Below are 18,243 nucleotides of genomic sequence, written 5' to 3'. Positions count from 1 at the left end.
AGGTCCACTCCGGAAGGGAACCTCCGGGTGGGGCGCACGAGACGGACGAATTTCCATCAGAAGACAAGGGTCGAGACACATGCAGGGCTACGCGGACGTTCACGAACCGGTCATGAAAGACCGCATCGTCGAACTCCTGCGCCCGGCCCTGCAGCGCCCGGGATCGGTCTACGTCGACGGCACCCTCGGCCTCGCCGGCCACGCGATCGCCGTGCTGGAGGCCTGCCCGGAGGCCCGCCTGATCGGCATCGACCGGGACCCCGACGCCCACGCCGTCGCCCGCGACCGCCTGGGCCCGCTGGCCGAGCGGGCCACCCTCGTGCACGCCGTCTACGACGAGCTCCCCGAGGTGCTGGAGGATCTCGGCGTCGCGAAGGTGGACGCCATCCTGCTGGACCTCGGCCTCTCCTCGCTCCAGATCGACCGCCTGGAGCGCGGCTTCGCCTACCGCGTCGACGCGCCCCTGGACATGAGGATGAACCCGACGGAGGGCCCCACCGCCGCTGACGTGCTCAACACCTACCCGGCCCGTGAGCTGGCGCGGATCCTCAAGTGGTACGGCGAGGAGCGGTTCGCGGACCGCATCGCCCGCGCCGTCGTCGACGAGCGGCAGCGCGCCCCGTTCACCAGCTCGGGGCGCCTGGTGGAGACCATCTCGGCGGCCATCCCCGCCGCCGCCCGCCACACCGGCGGCCACCCCGCCAAGCGCACCTTCCAGGCGCTGCGGATCGAGGTCAACCGGGAGCTGGCCGCCCTCGAGGGGGTCCTGCCGGCGGCCGTCGACGCCCTGGCCGTGGGCGGCCGGATCGCGGTGCTCAGCTACCACTCGCTGGAGGACCGCCTGGTCAAGCGCACCCTGGCCGCGAAGTCCGCGGACCGCGCACCCCGCGACCTCCCCGTCGTCCCCGAGTACCTCAAGGCCGAGTTGATGCTGCTGACCCGCGGCGCCGAACGGCCCAGCGAGCACGAGACCGCCAGCAACCCCCGGGCCGCCTCCGCGCGGCTCAGGGCAGCGACACGAATCAGGGAGGCCACCGCATGAGCGCCCAGCCGATCACCGCCGCCGGGAGCCCGCCCGCCCCACGCCTGCGCGTCGTCAGGATGCCCGGCGGCACCGTCTCCCCCCTCGGCTTCGCCGTCATCGTGGTCCTGTTGATCGCCGCCGGCCTGGGCCTGGTGATGGTCGTCACCACCTCCGTGGGCGCCCAGTCCCGCGAGCTGGCCGGCCTCCGCAGGGAGGCCACCGAGCTCGGCTACACCCAGGCCGCCCTCACCTCCCAGCTCCAGAACGTCTCCAGCGCCAACGCGCTGGCGCTGCGGGCCTCCCAGCTCGGCATGGTTCCCAACCCGTACCCGGCGTTCATCCACCTGGCGGATCACACGGTCACCGGCGTGCCGACGGCCGTCACCGGAGACGAGCTGCCCTACCTGCGCGGCCGCCGCTCAGAGGCGCCCTCGACGGCGGCCCCAGTCACCACGCCGAGGCCGGAGGCGCCGGTGGTAGAGCTGCCCGACGATCTCGTCGCGGCCGGAACGACGGGGGAGTAAGGCCATGGCGGAACGCAAAGGGCGGCCGCGGGCCACCAACGGGACTCGTGCGTCATCGTCCTCGCGCCCCCAGAAGGGCGCCGCCGCGGGCGGGAGGAAGCCCTCCGGCGACCCGACCCAGCGCTCCACCGCGCGCCCGGCAGCCAAGCCCGCCGGCAGGTCGTCTGCCAAGCGAGCCTCGTCGTCGCGCCCGGGCGCGCCCAGCCGTCGGGCCGAGGCTCGGCGCTACCGCAAGACCCTGCGGCTCCCGGTGGGACGCACCAGCGTCCGGATCCGCGTGTTCATGGTGACGCTCGCGGTCCTGCTCGGGATCGCCGGCGTGCGCGCCGTCCAGCTGCAGGGGATCGACGCCCAGGCGTTCGCGGCGGAGGCCGCTGCCAAGATGAAGTCCACCAGGGACCTGCCCGCCACCCGCGGCACCATCACCGACCGCAACGGGGCGGTGATGGCGGCCACCGAGCCCGCCATGATCGTCTCGATCGACCCGGACATGATCCGCACCAACGGCGCGGACAAGCGCTACGCGATGAGCGCCAAGAAACAGGAGGAGGCCGCAGCCGCGCCCAGCGCAGTGGCCGACATCCTCGTCGAGCACCTCGGCGGGCAGAAGTCCACCTACCTCAAGCTGATCAACACGCCGGACTCGCTCTACGAGATCGTGAAGCGGAAGGTGCCGGCCGCAACCTACACCGCCATCCAGAAGGACATGAAGGAAGGCTTCGGCGGCGACGGCAGCCGCCCCTGGAAGGGCGTCTTCGGTGACCCGGACCCCATCCGCGTCTACCCGAACCGCTCGGTGGCCGCCAACGTGGTGGGCTTCGTCAACGGTGAGGGCGAGGGCGCCGCCGGGCTTGAGTACGCGCTCAACGCGGACCTCAACGGCACCGCCGGCAGCATGGTCTACGACTGGTCCACCTACGGACGCATCCCGCTGGGCACCAACATCATGACCCCGGCCGTCGACGGCAATTCCTACCAGACGACGCTGGACTCGGACCTCAACTGGATGACCGAGCAGATCCTGGCCGAGTACGTGAAGCAGGCGGGCGCCACCACCGGCAAGGCCCTGGTGATGAACGTCAAGACCGGCGAGATCCTCTCGCTGGCCAACGGACCCGGCTACGACGCCGCCAATCCCGGGCGCGCGGACACCTCCGACCTGGGCAACCGCGCCGTCACGGAGGCCTACGAGCCCGGATCGGTGCAGAAGGTCCTGACGATGGCCGCCCTGGCTGACCAGGGCCTGGTCACGCCCACCACGAAGGTGGTCGTGCCGGAGCGGATCGCCTCGGGCGCCGGCTACGTGCGCGACTCCTTCGATCACGGCCGCATCAAGCTCACCGGCGCCGGCGTGGTGGCGCAGTCCTCCAACATCGGCACCATCCTGCTGGCCCGGCAGATGGAGAAGGCCACGCTGGCCGAGTACCTCGCCGGATTCGGCCTCGGCACCAAGTCCGGCGTCGGCCTCCCCGGCGAGACCTCCGGCAGCCTGCCGGGCGCCGACATGGCGGACTACACCAGGGACCAGATCTCCTTCGGCCAGGCCCTGTCGGTCAACGCCATCCAGATGGCCGCGGCCGTCAACGCCGTCGCCAACGGCGGCGTCTACGTCCAGCCCACCATCCTCAAGTCCGGCACGCAGGCCGACGGCACCCCCGTCGAGCTGCCCGAGCCCGTCACGCGCCGCGTGGTCTCCGAGGAGGCCGCGGACACCGCACTGGAGATGATGGAATCGGTCATCACCCTCAACGAAAACCGTGCCATCCCCGGCTACCGCACCGCCGGCAAGTCCGGCACCGCCCAGCGCTTCGACCCCTCCTGCAAGTGCTACAACGGCTTCACCGCCAGCTTCGTGGGCGTCGCACCCGCCGAGGACCCCCAGATCCTGGTCTACGTGGTGCTGGATCAGCCCACCAACGGCAACCTCGGCAGCCGCCTGGCCCTGCCGGCCGTCAACGACATCCTCGAGCTCGCACTCCCGCGCTATAACGTCGCCCCGTCGACGACGCCGGCGCCCGAGATCCCGCTAACGTTCGAGTAATGAACCACACGCTCCGCCCCGCGACCACGCCGCCGGCGCCGCTCGCGGTGCTCGCCGCCGGGCTGGGCCTGCTGGGCGACGCGCAGGGCGATGTCGCGGTGTCGGGGGTCACGCTTGACTCCCGGGCCGTGCAACCCGGCTGGCTGTACGTGGCACTCCCCGGCACCCGCACGCACGGGGCCGCGTTCGCCGCCGCCGCGGTCGCTGCCGGCGCTGCCGCCATCCTCACGGACCACGACGCCGGGGGCGATCTCGCCCTGGGCGTCCCTGTGCTCTACACCGAGGACCCCAGGCACGCAGCGGCCGTGATCTCCGCCAGGTTCTACGGCGAGCCCTCCCGGGCGATGACCATGTTCGGCGTCACCGGCACCAACGGCAAGACCACCACAGTGGCGCTGCTCCAGGCGGGCCTGGCCGCGGCGGGCCGGCTGGCCGGCACCATCGGCACCATCGGCTTCCGGCTGGGCGAGGAGGAGCTGCGGACCGCCCGCACCACGGTCACCACACCCGAATCGCCGGACCTTCAGGCGCTGCTGGCCGTCATGCAGCAGCGCGGGGCTGACTCGGTGGCCCTGGAGGTCAGCTCCCACGCCATGGCGCTCAGCCGCGTGGACGGGATCGAGTTCGACGTGGCCGGCTTCCTCAACCTCGGCCGCGACCACCTGGACTTCCACCCCAGCCTTGAGGACTACTTCGAGGCCAAGGCCGCCCTCTTCGCCCCCGGCCGGGCGAAGGCGAGCGTGGTCTGGATCGACGACCCCAAGGGCCGCGAGATCGCCCACCGGGTGGCGACCCACGGCCGCAGCCGGCTCGTCACCGTCGGCAGCACCCCCGACGCCCACTACGTGCTCTCGGACTACCGGGGCGTCGCCCCGCTGGGCGGCCGAGCGAGCCTCACCAGGGACGGGGAACGGCTGGAGCTGGAGCTGACCCTCCCCGGGGCCTACAACATGATCGACGGCGCGGTGGCGTTCGCCATGCTGGAGGCGGTCGGGGTCCCCGCCGACGCCGCCCTGGCCGGGCTGCGCCGCGCCCAGGTGCCGGGCCGGATGCAGCGCGTGGACCTGGGGCCGGGCGCCCCTCTGGTGGTGGTGGACTTCGCGCACACGCCGCAGGCCGTGGGCGCGGCCGTCGAGTCCCTGGCCGGCCTGGGGCGCGTGGTCACGGTGCTCGGCTGCGGCGGGGACCGGGACGCGGACAAGCGGCCCGAGATGGGTGCGGCGGCCGCGCGGGGGAGCGACCTCACCATCGTCACGGACGACAACCCGCGCACCGAGGACCCCGCCCTCATTCGCGCCCAGACGCTCGCGGGAGCCGAGTCGGCCCGTCGCGACGGCGCCCGCGTGCTCGAGGTGGCCGGCCGACGCGCCGCCATCGAAGCGGCGCTGCGGGGGGCCGACGCCGGTACGGTGGTGGCCATCCTCGGCAAGGGACACGAACGAGGCCAGATTCTGGCCGACCGCGTCGTCGACTTCGACGATGTGGAGGAAGCGACGCGCGCCTGGCGCCGCCTGAGGCAGGAAGGAGCCACCCATGAGGCCTCGCCTGATGAGTGAACTCGTCGACCTGATGCAGCCCGCCCCCGTCGAACTCGTGGGGGAGGACGCCGTGGTGGGTCCTGCCGTGGTGATCGACAACCGAGAGGCCACCGAGGGTGCCCTGTTCGTCGCCATCCCCGGGGAGCGCGTCGACGGCCACGCCTACGCGGCGGCCGCCGCCAAGTCCGGCGCGGGGGGCGTGCTGGGCATGACGGTCACCGAGGCGCCCGTCCCGCACATCCTGGCCGAGGACTCCGTGGCCGCTCTCAGCTGGCTGGCCCGCGGCATCGTCCGCGAGGCCCGCGCCCGCGGCATGGTCAGCATCGGCGTCACCGGCAGCTCCGGCAAGACCAGCACCAAGGACCTCATGGCGCAGGTGTTCGAGGCCGCCGGCCCCACCGTCGCCCCCGTCGGCTCCCAGAACAACGAGGTGGGGGTCCCGCTGACCGCCTGCCGCGTCGGCGACGACACCGCCTACCTGGTCTCCGAGCTCGGAGCCCGCGGGGTGGGTCACATCGCGTGGCTGACCTCGCTGGTGGGGCTGGACGTCGGCGTCTGCCTCAACGTGGGCCGCGCCCACGTCGGGGAGTTCGGCGGCCTGGAGGCCACCGCGCAGGCGAAGTCAGAGATCGTCGCGGACCTCGCCGAGGACGGCTGGGCCGTCCTCAACGCCGACGACCCGGCCGTGGCCGCGATGCGCGACCGGACCCGCGCCAGGATCGCCTGGTTCGGCGAGGGGGAGCTCCCCGCCGGGCAGTTGCGCGTCACGGCACGTGGCGTCTCCCTCAACGCCCTCAGCCAGGCCGGCTTCGAGCTGGTGGCCGACGACGGCTCGGGCGAGCGCGCCGCGCCGGTGACCCTGCGGGTGATCGGGCGCCACCAGGTGGGCAACGCACTGGCCGCCGCGGCGGCCGCCCTCGCCGTCGGGCTGGACCTCGAGCTGATCGCCGCCGCGCTGTCCGGCGCGGCGCCCCGCTCCAACTGGCGGATGGAGCTGCACCCGCGCGCCGACGGCGTCCTGATCCTCAACGACGCCTACAACGCCAACCCGGACTCGATGGCAGTGGCCCTCAGCACCGCCGTCGAGCTGCGCCAGGGCACCCGCGCCGAGCATCCCGATGCGCGCGTGATCGCCGTCCTCGGCGACATGCTGGAGCTGGGGCCCCTCGCGCCGCAGCTGCACGAGGAACTCGGCCGGCTCGCCGCCGATCTCGGCATCTCCGAGGTGGTCGCGGTGGGGGACCTGGCCGGGTATGTCGTGGCCGGCGCCGCCGCCGAGGGGCTACCGGCACGGGTCTCGGATCGGGAAAACGTGGCCGGTTCCCTTAGCCTTGGCCCCGGCGACGTGGTCCTCATCAAGGGGTCCCGCGGCGTCGGACTGGAAACCGTCGCGGCCGAACTGGCTGACGGAAACGGAGGCGTCAAGTGATCAACATCCTCACAGCGGGGGCTTTGTCCCTGCTGTTCGCCATGGTGGGCACCCCCATGCTGATCAAGTTCCTCACCCGCCGCCAGTACGGCCAGTTCATCCGCGAGGACGGGCCCACGGCCCACTACGTCAAGCGCGGCACCCCCACCATGGGCGGCCTGATCATCATCGGCTCCGCGGTGCTGGCCTACGCGCTGTCCCACCTGGTGCGCTGGCAGGCGCCCAGCCTGTCCGGGATCCTGGTGCTCGGCCTCGCCGTCGGCATGGGCTTCCTCGGCTTCCTCGACGACTGGTCCAAGATCTCCAAGGAACGCAGCCTCGGCCTCACCCCGCGCGGGAAGCTCCTCGGCCAGTTCCTCATCGGCGGCGTCTTCGCGCTGCTCGCCCTGAACTTCCCCGACGAGCGGGGCCTGACGCCCGCGTCGCCCGCGATCTCGTTCCTCCGCGACGTCCCATGGCTCACACTGCCGCTGGTGGTGGCGGTGGCGTTCATCATCTTCCTCATCATGGCCTGGTCCAACGCCGTCAACATCACCGACGGCCTCGACGGGCTGGCCGCCGGCAGCGCCACGCTGGTGTTCGCGGCCTACACCATCGTCAACATCTGGCAGTTCAACCAGTGGTGCGCCCGCACCTCCACCGCCGGGCCCCGCTGCTACGAGGTCCGCGACCCGCACGACCTGGCCGTCGTGGCGGTGGCCTTCGCCGGCGCCTGCTTCGGGTTCCTCTGGTGGAACGCCAAGCCGGCCAAGATCTTCATGGGCGACACCGGCTCGATGGCCATCGGCGCCGCGCTGGCCGGCCTGTCGATGATGACCCGCACCGAGCTGCTGCTGGTCATCCTCGGCCTGCTGTTCGTGATCGAGGTGGGATCGGTGGCGCTGCAGGTCAGCTACTTCAAGGCCACCAAGGGCAAGCGCATCTTCAAGATGTCCCCCATCCACCACCACTTCGAGCTGCTCGGCTGGGATGAGGTCACCGTCGTGATCAGGTTCTGGATCATCGGCGGGCTCTGCGTGGCGCTGGGCGTGGGCATCTTCTACGCCGAATGGGTGGTGGGTCAGTGACGAAGCACTGGATGACCGAGGCCACCCGGCTCTCGGACTGGCCCTCCGCGCAGGTGGTCGTGGCCGGGCTGGGCGTCTCCGGCTTCGCCGCCGCGGACGGCCTGATCTCGCTGGGCGCGAAGGTGATCGTGCTGGACGAGTCGACGGCGCACGCGGACAAGGCCACGCTGCTGGAGCACCTCGACGCGACGGTGGTGCTTGGCCCCGGCGCCACCGCGCAGCTGCCGCCGGGCACGGACCTGGTGGTCACCTCCCCGGGCTGGCGGCCCAGCGCGCCGCTGCTGGGGCAGGCGGCCGCCGAGGGGATCCCGATCTGGGGCGAGACCGAGCTGGCCTGGCGGATGATGCAGCCGGACCGGGCCATCCCGTGGCTCGGCATCACGGGCACCAACGGCAAGACCACCACCACCCAGATGCTGGAATCCATGCTGATCGCCGACGGGAGGAAGGCCGCCGCGGTGGGCAACATCGGCCGGCCCATCATCGAGGCCATCCTGGACGACACCGACTACGACGTGTTCGCCGTCGAGCTGTCCAGCTTCCAGCTGCACTGGATGAACAACGTGAACCTGCACTCGGCCGCGGTGCTCAACCTCCACCCGGACCACCTCGAGTGGTACGAGGGCGACCCGGAGGCCATGGCGCTCTACGCCGCGGACAAGGCCAAGATCTATTCCGGTGTCACCCACTCCTGCGTCTACAACGTGGCCGAGGAAGCCACCGAGACCATGGTGGAGAACGCCGACGTGGTGGAGGGCGCCCGCGCGATCGGCTTCACGCTCGGCACCCCCGCGGTCTCGATGCTCGGGATCGTCGACGACCTCATCGTGGACCGCGCGTTCGTGGCTCAGCGCCGCGACTCGGCCCTGGAGCTGGCCAAGGTCTCGGATGTCCAGCCTTACGCCCCCCACAACGTGGCCAACGCGCTCGCCGCGGCCGCGCTGGCGCGCAGCTACGGGGTCAAGGCCACCTCCGTGGCCGCCGGCCTGAAGCGACTTCAGCTAGGCGGGCACCGGATCCAGCAGATCGCCGACGACGGCGGGGTCCGCTGGGTGGACGACTCGAAGGCAACCAACCCCCACGCCGCCAACTCCGCCATGCAGGCCTTCCCCTCGTTCGTGTGGATCGCGGGCGGCCAGGCCAAGGGCACCACGTTCGACGACCTGATCGCCCGCCACCACGACAAGATGCGCGGCGCCGTGGTCATCGGCGTGGACCGGCACCTCATCGCCGACGCGCTTGCCCGACACGCGCCGGAGGTCCCCGTGCGGGTGCTGGACAGCACTGAGACTGGGGTGATGGACGAGGTGGTGGCCCTGGCGGGCGCCATGGCCCGGCCGGGGGACACCGTCCTCCTGTCCCCGGGCTGCGCCAGCCTCGACATGTTCGACAGTTATTCAGCACGAGGCGAGAAGTTCGCCGAGGCGGTCCAGCGGTACCTGGCCGGGTAGGGGAGGAGAGCACCTGATGGCGTCCGACGCAGCGTCTCCCGCCCGGCCGGTCAGCCTCTGGTCCGAGGCCAAGGCCCTGGCGGCCTCCCCGATGGCACCCTTCTACTTCATCGTGGCCAGCGTCACCGTCCTCGTGCTCGTCGGCTCCCTCATGGTGCTCTCGGCCTCCTCCGTGCTGGCCCAGGCCACCGAGGACGGCCCCTACTACTTCATCATCCGGCAGCTGCAGTTCCTCGTCGTCGGCGTGGCCGCCGCGGTGGTGCTCAGCAGGCTCAAGCCCGACTACCTCCGACGGCTGGCCTGGCCGGCCTGGACGCTCGCCGTGGTGCTGCTGATCCTGGTGGTGGTGATGGGCGCCGAGATCAACGGCAACCGAAACTGGCTGGCCTTCGGGCGATTCCAGTTCCAGCCCTCCGAGTTCGCCAAACTCGCCCTGGTGGTGTGGTGCGGGGCGGTGTTTCACATCAAGCGTGGCCGGCTGCACGAGCCCGCCCAGCTGGCCATCCCCCTGGTGCCCCTCGGCGGCCTGATCCTCGCGCTCGTGCTGGCGGGCCGGGACCTCGGCACCGGCCTGATCATCGGCGCCATCCTCGTGATGGTGCTCTTCTTCGTCGGCACCTCGATGCGAGTGCTCGTGCCGCTCGGCGCCCTGGCGCTCGGCCTCGTCGGCCTGCTGGTCTACGGCTCCGGCAACCGCATGGACCGGATCAGCATCTTCCTCAACCCCGAGTCCAATACGGACCTCTCCTCCCAGCCCATGGCGGCTCTGTACGGGCTGGCCTCCGGCGGATGGTGGGGGCTGGGGCTGGGGGCCAGCAAGCAGAAGTGGGGTGGCCTGAAGACCGGCGCCCACACCGACTACATCTTCGCGGTGATCGGTGAGGAGCTTGGCCTGTTCGGGGTGCTGCTCATCATCGCCCTGTTCGCGCTGCTCGGCTGGGCCGGCCTGGAGGTGGCCATCCGCTCGGATGCCATGTTCAACAAGGTGGTGGCCGCGGGTATCACCGGCTGGTTCCTCGTGCAGGCCGTGATCAACATCTTCGTCGTGCTGCACCTGCTTCCAGTCCTCGGCGTGCCGCTGCCGTTCGTCTCCTACGGCGGATCCGCGCTGCTCTCCAGCCTGATGGCGGTCGGGGTGTTGCTGGCGCTCGCCCGCGACACACCGGACGCGCGGGCGTTCATCGCCTCCCGTTCCAGGAAGGCGCGGCCCCGGATGACCAGCGTCATGGCTGCCACCAAGGAGGATTGAGATGCCCAGCATCGTCATGGCCGGCGGCGGGACGGCGGGGCACACCTCGCCGCTGATCGCCACGGCCAACGCCATCAAGGAGCGGTCGGAGGTGTCGATCGTCTGCGTCGGCACCGCGAAGGGGCTCGAGACCCGGGTCATCCCGGAGGCCGGGCTCGAGCTGCGCCTGATCGACCCGGTCCCGCTGCCGCGCACCGTCAACCTGGACCTGCTCAAGCTGCCCGTCACCCTCACCCGGTCCGTGCGGCAGGCCCGCCGCATCCTCACCGACGCGCGCGCCGACGTGCTGGTGGGCTTCGGCGGCTACGTCTCCATCCCGGCCTACCTCGCCGCCCGCCTGTCGGGCGTGCCGGTGGTGGTGCACGAGGCGAACAAGCTGCCGGGCATCTCGAACCGGATCGGCGCCCGGTTCGCCCGCTTCGTGGGCACCACCTTCCGGGAGACGACCATGAAGGGCGCGCGCCTGATCGGGATGCCGATGCGCCGCTCCATCACCCACCCCACCGTCGCCCCGGCGGAGGCGAGGGTGTCGTTCGGGCTGGACCCGGACCGCCCCACCCTGCTCGTCAGCGGGGGGTCGCAGGGTGCGCGGAGCATCAATGTCGCGGTGACCGAGGCCAGGGACGCCATCCTCGCCGCCGGCATCCAGATCCTGCACGTGCTGGGGCCGAAGAACTTCACCCCGGACCTGGTGCCAGTCCGCGGCGCCTCCGGCGCGGTCTACCTCCCGGTCGAGTTCGTCGACGACATGGCCCTGGCCTACGCCGCCGCGGACCTCATGCTGGGCCGGGCCGGGGCGGGCACCGTGATGGAGACCGCGGTCTCCGGGGTGCCGGTGATCTTCGTCCCGCTGCCCTACGGCAACGGTGAGCAGGCGCGCAACGCCGCCGAGCTCGTCGCGGCGGGGGCCGGTTTCCTCGTGTCGGACGACGAGTTGACGCCGAGTAGACTGACCGCGCTGGTGCTGGACACGTTCGGGGATCCCGGGCGGCTGGCCGCCATGTCAGAGGCGTGCCGAGGGATGTACCCGTCGGACGCCGCCGATGTGCTTGCAGAGGCCGTCCTTGCGGTGGCCTCAGATGGAAAGGTGTGAGTGATGCTCCTCAATCCCGTTGAGGTCGTCCCGGTCGATCAGGTCGGCCCCGTCCACTTCATCGCCGCCGGCGGATCAGGCATGAGCGGCGTCGCCCGCCTCTACGCCGAGCTGGGGATCAAGACCTCCGGGTCTGACCGTTCGGATTCGACGGCGCTGCGGAGCCTGGCCCGCGCCGGCGTCACCACCTACGTGGGCCACGACGCGTCGCAGCTCGGAGACGCCCGCACCGTCGTCATCTCCTCGGCCATCCGGCCGGACAACGTCGAGCTGGTGGAGGCCCGACGGCGGGGCCTGCGGATCTGGCACCGCTCCGCGGCGCTCGCCGCCCTGATGCAGGGCAAGCGCGGCGTGTCGGTCTCCGGCACCCACGGCAAATCCACCACCACGGCCATGACGGCCGTCATGCTGAGCGAGGCCGGGCGGGACCCCAGTTACGTGATCGGCGCGCCGCTGTCCACCACCGGCGCCAGCTCCGCCATCGGATCGGGGCCGGCGTTCGTCGTCGAGGCCGACGAGTCGGACGCGTCCTTCCTGCAGTACCCCACCGAGATCGCCGTCATCACCAACGTGGAGGCGGACCACCTCATCAACTGGGGCACCCCCGAGGCCTACGCGGACGGCTTCCGCGCCTACGCCACCCGCCCGCACGTCCAGCACGTGGTGATCAACGTCGACGATCCGGGCTCCCGGGCGCTGGCCCACGACCTGATCGGCGAGGCCAAGCACATCATCGCCTACGGCGAGTCCGCGGACGCGGACGTGCGGATCACCGACGTGGTGGCCCACGGCAACGGTGTCGCGGCCACCCTCACCTACGGCGAGGAGGCCGGCCGGATCGTGCTGCAGGTGCCGGGCAACCACAACCTGGCCAACGCGTCGGCCGCCTACGCGGTGGGCCGCATCCTGGGGCTCAGCCACCAGGAGGCCATCGATTCGCTCGGCCGCTTCGAGGGGACGCTGCGCCGTTTCCAGCTCATCACGGACACGGCCGGGATCCGCGTCTACGACGACTACGCGCACCACCCCACCGAGATCCGCGCCGCGCTGACGGCCGCCCGCCGCGCCACCGCCGCCGGCAACGAGGCAACCGGGCTTCAGGGCCGCCTCATCGCCTGCTTCCAGCCGCACCTCTACAGCCGCACCGTGGACTTCTCCGACGAATTCGGGCAGGTGATGACGCTGGCGGATGTCGCCGTGATCAACGACGTCGACGGCGCCCGCGAGGATCCCGTCCCCGGCGTCACCGGCGAACTCGTGGTGGACGCCGCCATCCGTCACGGCGCCAAGGACGTGGTCTACGTGAAGGAGAAGTACGACCTCCCCGCCGCCCTCGACGAGATCGCCCGCCCCGGAGACCTCATCATCACGCTCGGCTGCGGCGACGTGACCATCGTCGGCCCCCTGCTCGCGGACCTGTTGAAGCAGCGGCCGGACGCCCGGGCCTCGTGACGGAGGCCCTGCCGCCGGGTGAGTTCGCCAAAGCGCTGCAGGAGAAGCGGACCTCGGAGCGGCGCCGTCGCTGGATCATCCGCGGCTCGCTCGCCGCGGCCGTGGTCCTGCTGCTCGCGGGTGGCTGGCTGGCGTTCTTCTCCCCGGTGTTCGAGGCCCGCGCCGTCGTCGTCGAGGGCACCTCGCTGCTCACGGTCGACGAGGTGACCGCCGCGGCCGGCGTCGAGCTGGGCGTGCCGCTGATGCGCCAGGACGTGGCCGCCATCACCGAGCGGGTCCGGGCGTTGACCCCGGTGCGCGAGGTGCGGGTGTCGCGGCGGGTGCCCAACACTGTCGCGGTGGAGGTGACCGAGCGGGAGGTAGCGTTCCAGCGGCGGCGGGAGGGCGAGTGGGACTGGGTGGATGCCGACGGCGTGGTGTTCCACCGCACCGCGGATCCGCGCCCGGGCACCATCCAGGTCACCAGCAGCAGCACCGACGAACGGCTCCTGCGCGACGTCGCGGTCGTCGCGGCGCACGTGCCCGAGGACCTGCTGCCCGAGGTGCGCAGGATGACGGCGGAGGCGGTGGACAGGATCACGCTCACCCTCGACGGGGGACGGACGCTGGTGTGGGGGAGCGCGGAGGAGTCCGAGCTCAAGGCGGAGGTGGCTGCGGCGCTGCTGGCGTCGGTGGAGGCGGAGGTCTACGACGTTTCCGCCCCCCGCCACCCCACCACCAAGTGAAGTGACCCACCCCGCCTGTTATGGTGCGTCACGATGCAATGCCGCGTCGAAAATTCACCGCGGGGGTCGAATGAATGCAATGAAGAGGAGTGCGTCGCTGATCTGGCGCTTGGCGCTCCTCCCGCTCGCGGCTCTGCTCCTCGCCGGAGGGTGTTCGCCCACCGTTGAGCCGGAGCCGTCGGCATGGCGCGAGGATGTGATTCGGGCGGCCGAGGAGGCCACCTCGCCGCTGGAGCGCGAGATCCTGAGCGACGGTGCCATCACCGAAGCGGAGTTCCGCGAGGCGTTCGCCGCGTTCCAGGAGTGCATGGATGGACTCGGCGTCGCCATCGAGATGACGGAGAGCCACGGCCAGTTCGCGGGGTTCAGCACGGGAAGCGGTGACGCGGACCAGGCGGCGGAGACCTGTCGCCCAGGGACGATCGACATCATCGAGCCCTGGTTCGTGCAGATTCGTGGTAATCCGGCGCGAGACTCCCAGCCGGAGGTCACGGTCCGGTGCCTCAAGCGGATGGGCGTCGTCGGCGAGGGTTACAGCGTGGCGGATCTGGAGCGCGACCAGACGTCCGCCGACACGGCGTTCGGGCCCGGACTCCAGCTCTACCTCGACTGCCTCACCCTGGGCGATGCTCTGCCCAAGGGGGAGTAGCCGGTGACGCGCCCCGCCGGGGCCCAGCCGCCGGCCCGCTCGGTGGTGGTGCTGTTGATGCTGCTGTCGGCGCTCCTCGCCGGCGCCGCCGTGGCGGTGGGGGCGATGGTCGTTGGGCGGCATGCGAAGGCGGTGTCGTCGAGGCCGGACTCGGTGGCCGTGAGCCTGGAGGGCTTCGACGACGCGCGCCAGGTGACGCTCACCGTCACCCAGGGTCCGGAGTTGGCCGTAGACGCCCGGGCGGAGGGGATCCTCATCTGGACCGCCTGCGAACCCGGCCTGCAGCTGGCGTCCGCGGCTCCCGTGTTCCGGGTGCGGTCCGCCCAGGGCACGACCACCACCGTCGCGCTCTCCACGCAGCTGCCGTGGACGAGACCCGTGGGCAGGCTGGACCGCGGCGCGGCCGTGGCCGATGTGCACGCGGCGTTGGTCGCGGCGGGCGCGCTCGCCGACAACCCTGGCGAGGCCTTCACCGACGCCAGCTGGCGGGCCTTGACCGCGCTGGTCGAGGTCTCCGAGGAGGCTGATCAGATCCCGGCCTCAGCGCTGCTGTGGCTTCCGGAGTCGCCGATGAGTTGGCAGAGCTGCGCGAGCCCGCGAGGGTCGCGCGTCGCGATGGATCAGCGGATCGGAGGGCTGACCTCGGTCACGGCCTTCTCCGTCGACCCCACCGCCGTCGGCTCGATCGAGGGGCCCCGACACATCGTCGTGGAAGACATCGAGGTCGTCGTCGAGGACGACCGGGTGACCAGCCAGCCCGACATCGCCGCGCTGATGGGCACGGCGGCCTACTCCCAGTGGAGGCTGACCGGTGGGCAGGTGCCCATCGTGGGCACGTATCGGTTGGCGGAGACGCTGGAGGTCGGGGTCGTCCCCGCATCCGCCGTCCTGCCCGGCACGGCTGCCCCCTGCGTGATCTCGGACTCGGGAACCGCCTTGTCCGTCGCGGTGGTGAGCTCCAGGTTGGGCAGGACACTCGTGGAGTTCCCGGGCGGATCGGCACCATCGGCCGTTCGACTCGACCCCGATGTGGCGTCGCGATGCCCGTGAGCGTGCGTGCGCTCGGGCACCGATTCGGCGATGCGTGGCTGTTCCGGGACGTCTCGTTCTCGGTACCGCAGCAGGGGAGCGTGGCCGTGGTCGGTCCGTCCGGGAGCGGGAAGTCCACCCTGCTGCGCATCCTTGCCGGAACGCTGGCTCCGACCGAGGGGAGTGTGGAGATCCCGCCTACGACGAGGATCAGCCTGGTCCATCAGACCCCCCACGGCGTTGGTCCGCGGACGGTCGTCGACCATATCGCGCTGCCCTGGTGGGCACGCGGCGCCGACCTGACGACGGGCTGGCATGAGGCCGAACGGATCGCCGCGACGCTGGGACTCGACGGTGCGCTGCACCGACCCTTTTCTGAGATGTCCGGCGGCGAGGCGCAGCGGATCAGGCTGGCGGTCGCCATGGCCGAGCAACCCGACCTCATCCTCGCCGACGAGCCGACGGCGTCCCTCGACGCCGGCAACGCCATGTCGGTGGTCGCCTCGCTGCGTCGCGTCACGGACCTGGGCGCCACCCTCGTCGTGGCCACCCACGACCCACGAGTGGCGGACGCCTGTGGCCAGGCCGTCCGCTTGTCGGGACCGTCGGGGGACGGGTGAGGGCCCGGCTCGTGGCGCGCGAGGCGCGCGTCAACCTGATCACCGGGGCCGCGCACGCCGTCCCCCTCAGCCTCGCGGTGGCCGTCATCGTGGCGGTCCTCGGGCTCGTGGCCATGGAGGAGTCCTGGGTCGTCCAGGCGGAGGAGCAGCGCTATGTCGCCATGGGCGGCGACGTCGTCATCGTCGAGGCACCCGGCGCGATCGACGTGCGTCGCTGCGACGCTCTGCGTGGGTCGTCCGCGGTGGAGGCGTCGGGCGCCGTGCGCCGCGAGGGGGCCGTGGCCCTCACCGTTCTGCCCGCCCACGACCTGGAGCTCTTCTCGGCCTCGCGCTCCTGGATTCAGTGGCACACCGGAGGTGCCGCGTCGGTGGTGGCGGCGTCGGCACTCAGCGATGCGTTGGGCGCCCGCCTGATGATGGAGGGCAACCTGACCCCCGTCGACGCGACGTTCGCCTGGCCCGAGGACGGACGCAGATCCCCTGTCGGGGCCGGCATCGTGCAGGGCGGCCTGACCGACGCCGCCGACCAGTGCTGGGTCCGGCTCGCGGACCCGAGGCGCGAGGCCCCCTCGTGGCTGACGGTGGTGGCGCTGGCGTCCACCGAGGACGCGAACCTGGCCGTGACGCCGCTGAATCCGGCCGCCGGCGGGGTGCTGAGCGCGCCGACGGGCGGTGTCCGCGCCTATGCCTGGTTGCTCGCGCTGATCTGTGGCGCCGTCGTCGGGTGGCTCTCCTGGCGGGCTAGGGCGGTCGAAGCCATCTCCGCTCGGGCAGCGGGGGTCCCGGCGGCGGCCCATGCGGCCCAGTCGCTGATCGAGTCCCTGGCATGGGGGACCGCCGGTGCCGCGCTGGGAGGGTCGATCCTGGTGATCGCCGCCGCCTTCCGGTGGTCCGCGGCGGCCGCTGTGCCGCTCGCCGAGCTGCTGCCGATCGCGCTGTCGGCGCCCCTGGGGGCGAGCTTGGCGGCGGCTCTGTCGCTCGGCTGGCACCGCCGTCGGCCCTTGGACAACTACCTTCGCGCGCGGGTGGGTTGAAGCGTCGGCGCGCCGATGTCTCAACCCTGAAGTAGCACTTGAGGTCAATCCTGATCGAATACGACGTGGCGTTGGACGCTGGACGTGGCGCTCCCATAGCCTTCGGGGCATGGCAAGCGCATCTCAGAACTACCTCGCGGTGATCAAGGTCGTCGGCGTCGGGGGCGGCGGCGTCAACGCCGTCAACCGCATGATCGAGGCCGGGCTCCGCGGTGTGGAGTTCATCGCAATCAACACGGATGCGCAGGCGCTGCTGATGAGCGACGCCGACGTGAAGCTGGACATCGGCCGCGAACTCACCCGCGGGCTCGGCGCCGGGGCAGACCCGTCGAAGGGCCGCCAGGCCGCCGAAGATCATTCCGATGAGATCGAGGAGGCGCTCAAGGGCGCCGACATGGTCTTCGTCACCGCCGGAGAGGGCGGCGGCACCGGCACCGGCGGCGCGCCCATCGTGGCCAAGATCGCCCGCTCGCTGGGCGCGCTGACCATCGGCGTGGTGACGCGCCCCTTCTCCTTCGAGGGCCGTCGCCGCTCCTCCCAGGCCGAGACCGGGATCGAGGGGCTGCGCGAAGAGGTGGACACCCTCATCGTCATCCCCAACGACAAGCTGCTCCAGATGACGGACCGCCAGGTGGCCATTCTGGACGCGTTCAAGCAGGCCGACCAGGTGCTGATGCAGGGCGTCTCCGGCATCACGGACCTCATCACCACCCCTGGCCTGATCAACCTGGACTTCGCGGACGTCAAATCGATCATGAGCCAGGCCGGCTCCGCCCTCATGGGCATCGGCTCGGCCCGCGGCGAGGACCGCGCCCGCGCCGCCGCCGAGATGGCCATCTCGTCCCCCCTCCTGGAAGCCAGCATTGATGGCGCACACGGCGTCCTGCTGTCGATCGCGGGCGGCTCGGACCTGGGCCTGTTCGAGGTCTCTGCCGCGGCCCAGCTGATCGAGGAGGCCGCGCACGACGAGGCCAACATCATCTTCGGCACCGTGATCGACGACGCCCTCGGCGACGAGGTACGGGTCACCGTCATCGCCGCCGGCTTCGACGGTGGCCAGCCCCAGAAGCGCCAGGCCCGCCCGGTCGAGCAGCGTGCGGGCCAGCCGTCGCGCCCCTCCTCGCAGCCTCCGGTCAGCAACGCGCCGCAGGTCAGCCCCATGCCTGGCCAGCGCCCCGCACCGACGGCGCAGCCTTCGCCCCGCCCGATGGACGACGACGACCTGGACGTGCCCGACTTCATGAAGTGATCGGCGCGCTTCGGTGCGTCGCCCGCCCCACAGTTGCAAACGGGCGCTAGCCTCATTCCCATATCTATG

At 71.6% G+C, this 18,243-nt stretch carries 16 protein-coding genes; all 16 read left to right on the top strand.

Going from position 1 to position 18,243, the window contains the following annotated elements; translation table 11 throughout:
* Window positions 1-79 precede the first annotated feature (79 nt).
* The 16 genes from rsmH (at window position 80) to ftsZ (ending at window position 18,174) form a co-directional block, all read left to right on the top strand.
* Window positions 80-1,042 carry a 16S rRNA (cytosine(1402)-N(4))-methyltransferase RsmH gene (rsmH, locus tag H5398_RS11000; protein WP_182800032.1) on the top strand — a complete coding sequence of 321 codons (963 nt, stop codon included), beginning with the start codon at window positions 80-82 and terminating at the stop codon, window positions 1,040-1,042.
* Window positions 1,039-1,548 carry a hypothetical protein gene (locus H5398_RS10995; protein ID WP_182782603.1) on the top strand — a complete coding sequence of 170 codons (510 nt, stop codon included), beginning with the start codon at window positions 1,039-1,041 and terminating at the stop codon, window positions 1,546-1,548. The genes rsmH and H5398_RS10995 overlap by 4 nt, the downstream gene beginning before the upstream one ends.
* 283 nt (window positions 1,549-1,831) lie before the next feature.
* Complete coding sequence (locus H5398_RS10990) at window positions 1,832-3,589, top strand: penicillin-binding protein 2 (protein ID WP_182800176.1); 1,758 nt, start codon at window positions 1,832-1,834, stop codon at window positions 3,587-3,589.
* Window positions 3,589-5,145: a UDP-N-acetylmuramoyl-L-alanyl-D-glutamate--2,6-diaminopimelate ligase gene (locus H5398_RS10985; protein ID WP_182800031.1), complete on the top strand. Its 1,557-nt coding sequence runs from the start codon at window positions 3,589-3,591 to the stop codon at window positions 5,143-5,145. The genes H5398_RS10990 and H5398_RS10985 overlap by 1 nt, the downstream gene beginning before the upstream one ends.
* Complete coding sequence (gene murF, locus H5398_RS10980; protein ID WP_182800030.1) at window positions 5,123-6,556, top strand: UDP-N-acetylmuramoyl-tripeptide--D-alanyl-D-alanine ligase; 1,434 nt, start codon at window positions 5,123-5,125, stop codon at window positions 6,554-6,556. Before H5398_RS10985 ends, murF begins: the two co-directional genes overlap by 23 nt.
* A complete protein-coding gene (gene mraY, locus H5398_RS10975; RefSeq protein ID WP_182782606.1) occupies window positions 6,553-7,623 on the top strand; it encodes a phospho-N-acetylmuramoyl-pentapeptide-transferase in 1,071 nt (356 codons plus the stop codon). The genes murF and mraY overlap by 4 nt, the downstream gene beginning before the upstream one ends.
* Window positions 7,605-9,074 carry a UDP-N-acetylmuramoyl-L-alanine--D-glutamate ligase gene (gene murD / locus H5398_RS10970; protein WP_182800029.1) on the top strand — a complete coding sequence of 490 codons (1,470 nt, stop codon included), beginning with the start codon at window positions 7,605-7,607 and terminating at the stop codon, window positions 9,072-9,074. Before mraY ends, murD begins: the two co-directional genes overlap by 19 nt.
* Before the next feature lie 16 nt (window positions 9,075-9,090).
* Window positions 9,091-10,323 (top strand): putative lipid II flippase FtsW, encoded by a 1,233-nt coding sequence (gene ftsW / locus H5398_RS10965; protein ID WP_182782608.1) that lies wholly within the window; start codon window positions 9,091-9,093, stop codon window positions 10,321-10,323.
* A 1-nt stretch (window position 10,324) separates the two neighbouring features.
* Window positions 10,325-11,416 carry an undecaprenyldiphospho-muramoylpentapeptide beta-N-acetylglucosaminyltransferase gene (gene murG, locus H5398_RS10960; protein WP_182800028.1) on the top strand — a complete coding sequence of 364 codons (1,092 nt, stop codon included), beginning with the start codon at window positions 10,325-10,327 and terminating at the stop codon, window positions 11,414-11,416.
* Window positions 11,417-12,868 (top strand): UDP-N-acetylmuramate--L-alanine ligase, encoded by a 1,452-nt coding sequence (murC, locus tag H5398_RS10955; protein ID WP_182800027.1) that lies wholly within the window; start codon window positions 11,417-11,419, stop codon window positions 12,866-12,868. It begins immediately after the preceding gene.
* Window positions 12,865-13,593 (top strand): FtsQ-type POTRA domain-containing protein, encoded by a 729-nt coding sequence (locus H5398_RS10950; RefSeq protein ID WP_182800026.1) that lies wholly within the window; start codon window positions 12,865-12,867, stop codon window positions 13,591-13,593. Before murC ends, H5398_RS10950 begins: the two co-directional genes overlap by 4 nt.
* Window positions 13,594-13,672: 79 nt before the next feature.
* Complete coding sequence (locus tag H5398_RS10945) at window positions 13,673-14,242, top strand: hypothetical protein (RefSeq protein WP_182800025.1); 570 nt, start codon at window positions 13,673-13,675, stop codon at window positions 14,240-14,242.
* 3 nt (window positions 14,243-14,245) lie between these two features.
* Entirely contained in the window at window positions 14,246-15,292 is a 1,047-nt protein-coding gene (locus H5398_RS10940; RefSeq protein ID WP_182800024.1) for a hypothetical protein, read from the top strand.
* Window positions 15,283-15,891, top strand: a complete 609-nt coding sequence (locus H5398_RS10935) for an ATP-binding cassette domain-containing protein (protein WP_182800023.1) — start codon at window positions 15,283-15,285, stop codon at window positions 15,889-15,891. Before H5398_RS10940 ends, H5398_RS10935 begins: the two co-directional genes overlap by 10 nt.
* Window positions 15,888-16,925, top strand: a complete 1,038-nt coding sequence (locus H5398_RS10930; RefSeq protein WP_182800022.1) for a hypothetical protein — start codon at window positions 15,888-15,890, stop codon at window positions 16,923-16,925. The genes H5398_RS10935 and H5398_RS10930 overlap by 4 nt, the downstream gene beginning before the upstream one ends.
* A gap of 109 nt (window positions 16,926-17,034) precedes the next feature.
* A complete protein-coding gene (gene ftsZ, locus H5398_RS10925) occupies window positions 17,035-18,174 on the top strand; it encodes a cell division protein FtsZ (RefSeq protein ID WP_182782616.1) in 1,140 nt (379 codons plus the stop codon).
* The last annotated feature ends 69 nt before the right edge of the window (window positions 18,175-18,243 follow it).

Origin of the sequence: Tessaracoccus sp. MC1679 (genome assembly GCF_014164775.1) — a bacterium.
Lineage (GTDB): Bacteria > Actinomycetota > Actinomycetes > Propionibacteriales > Propionibacteriaceae > Arachnia.
This window is presented reverse-complemented; position numbering and strand designations above follow the sequence as displayed.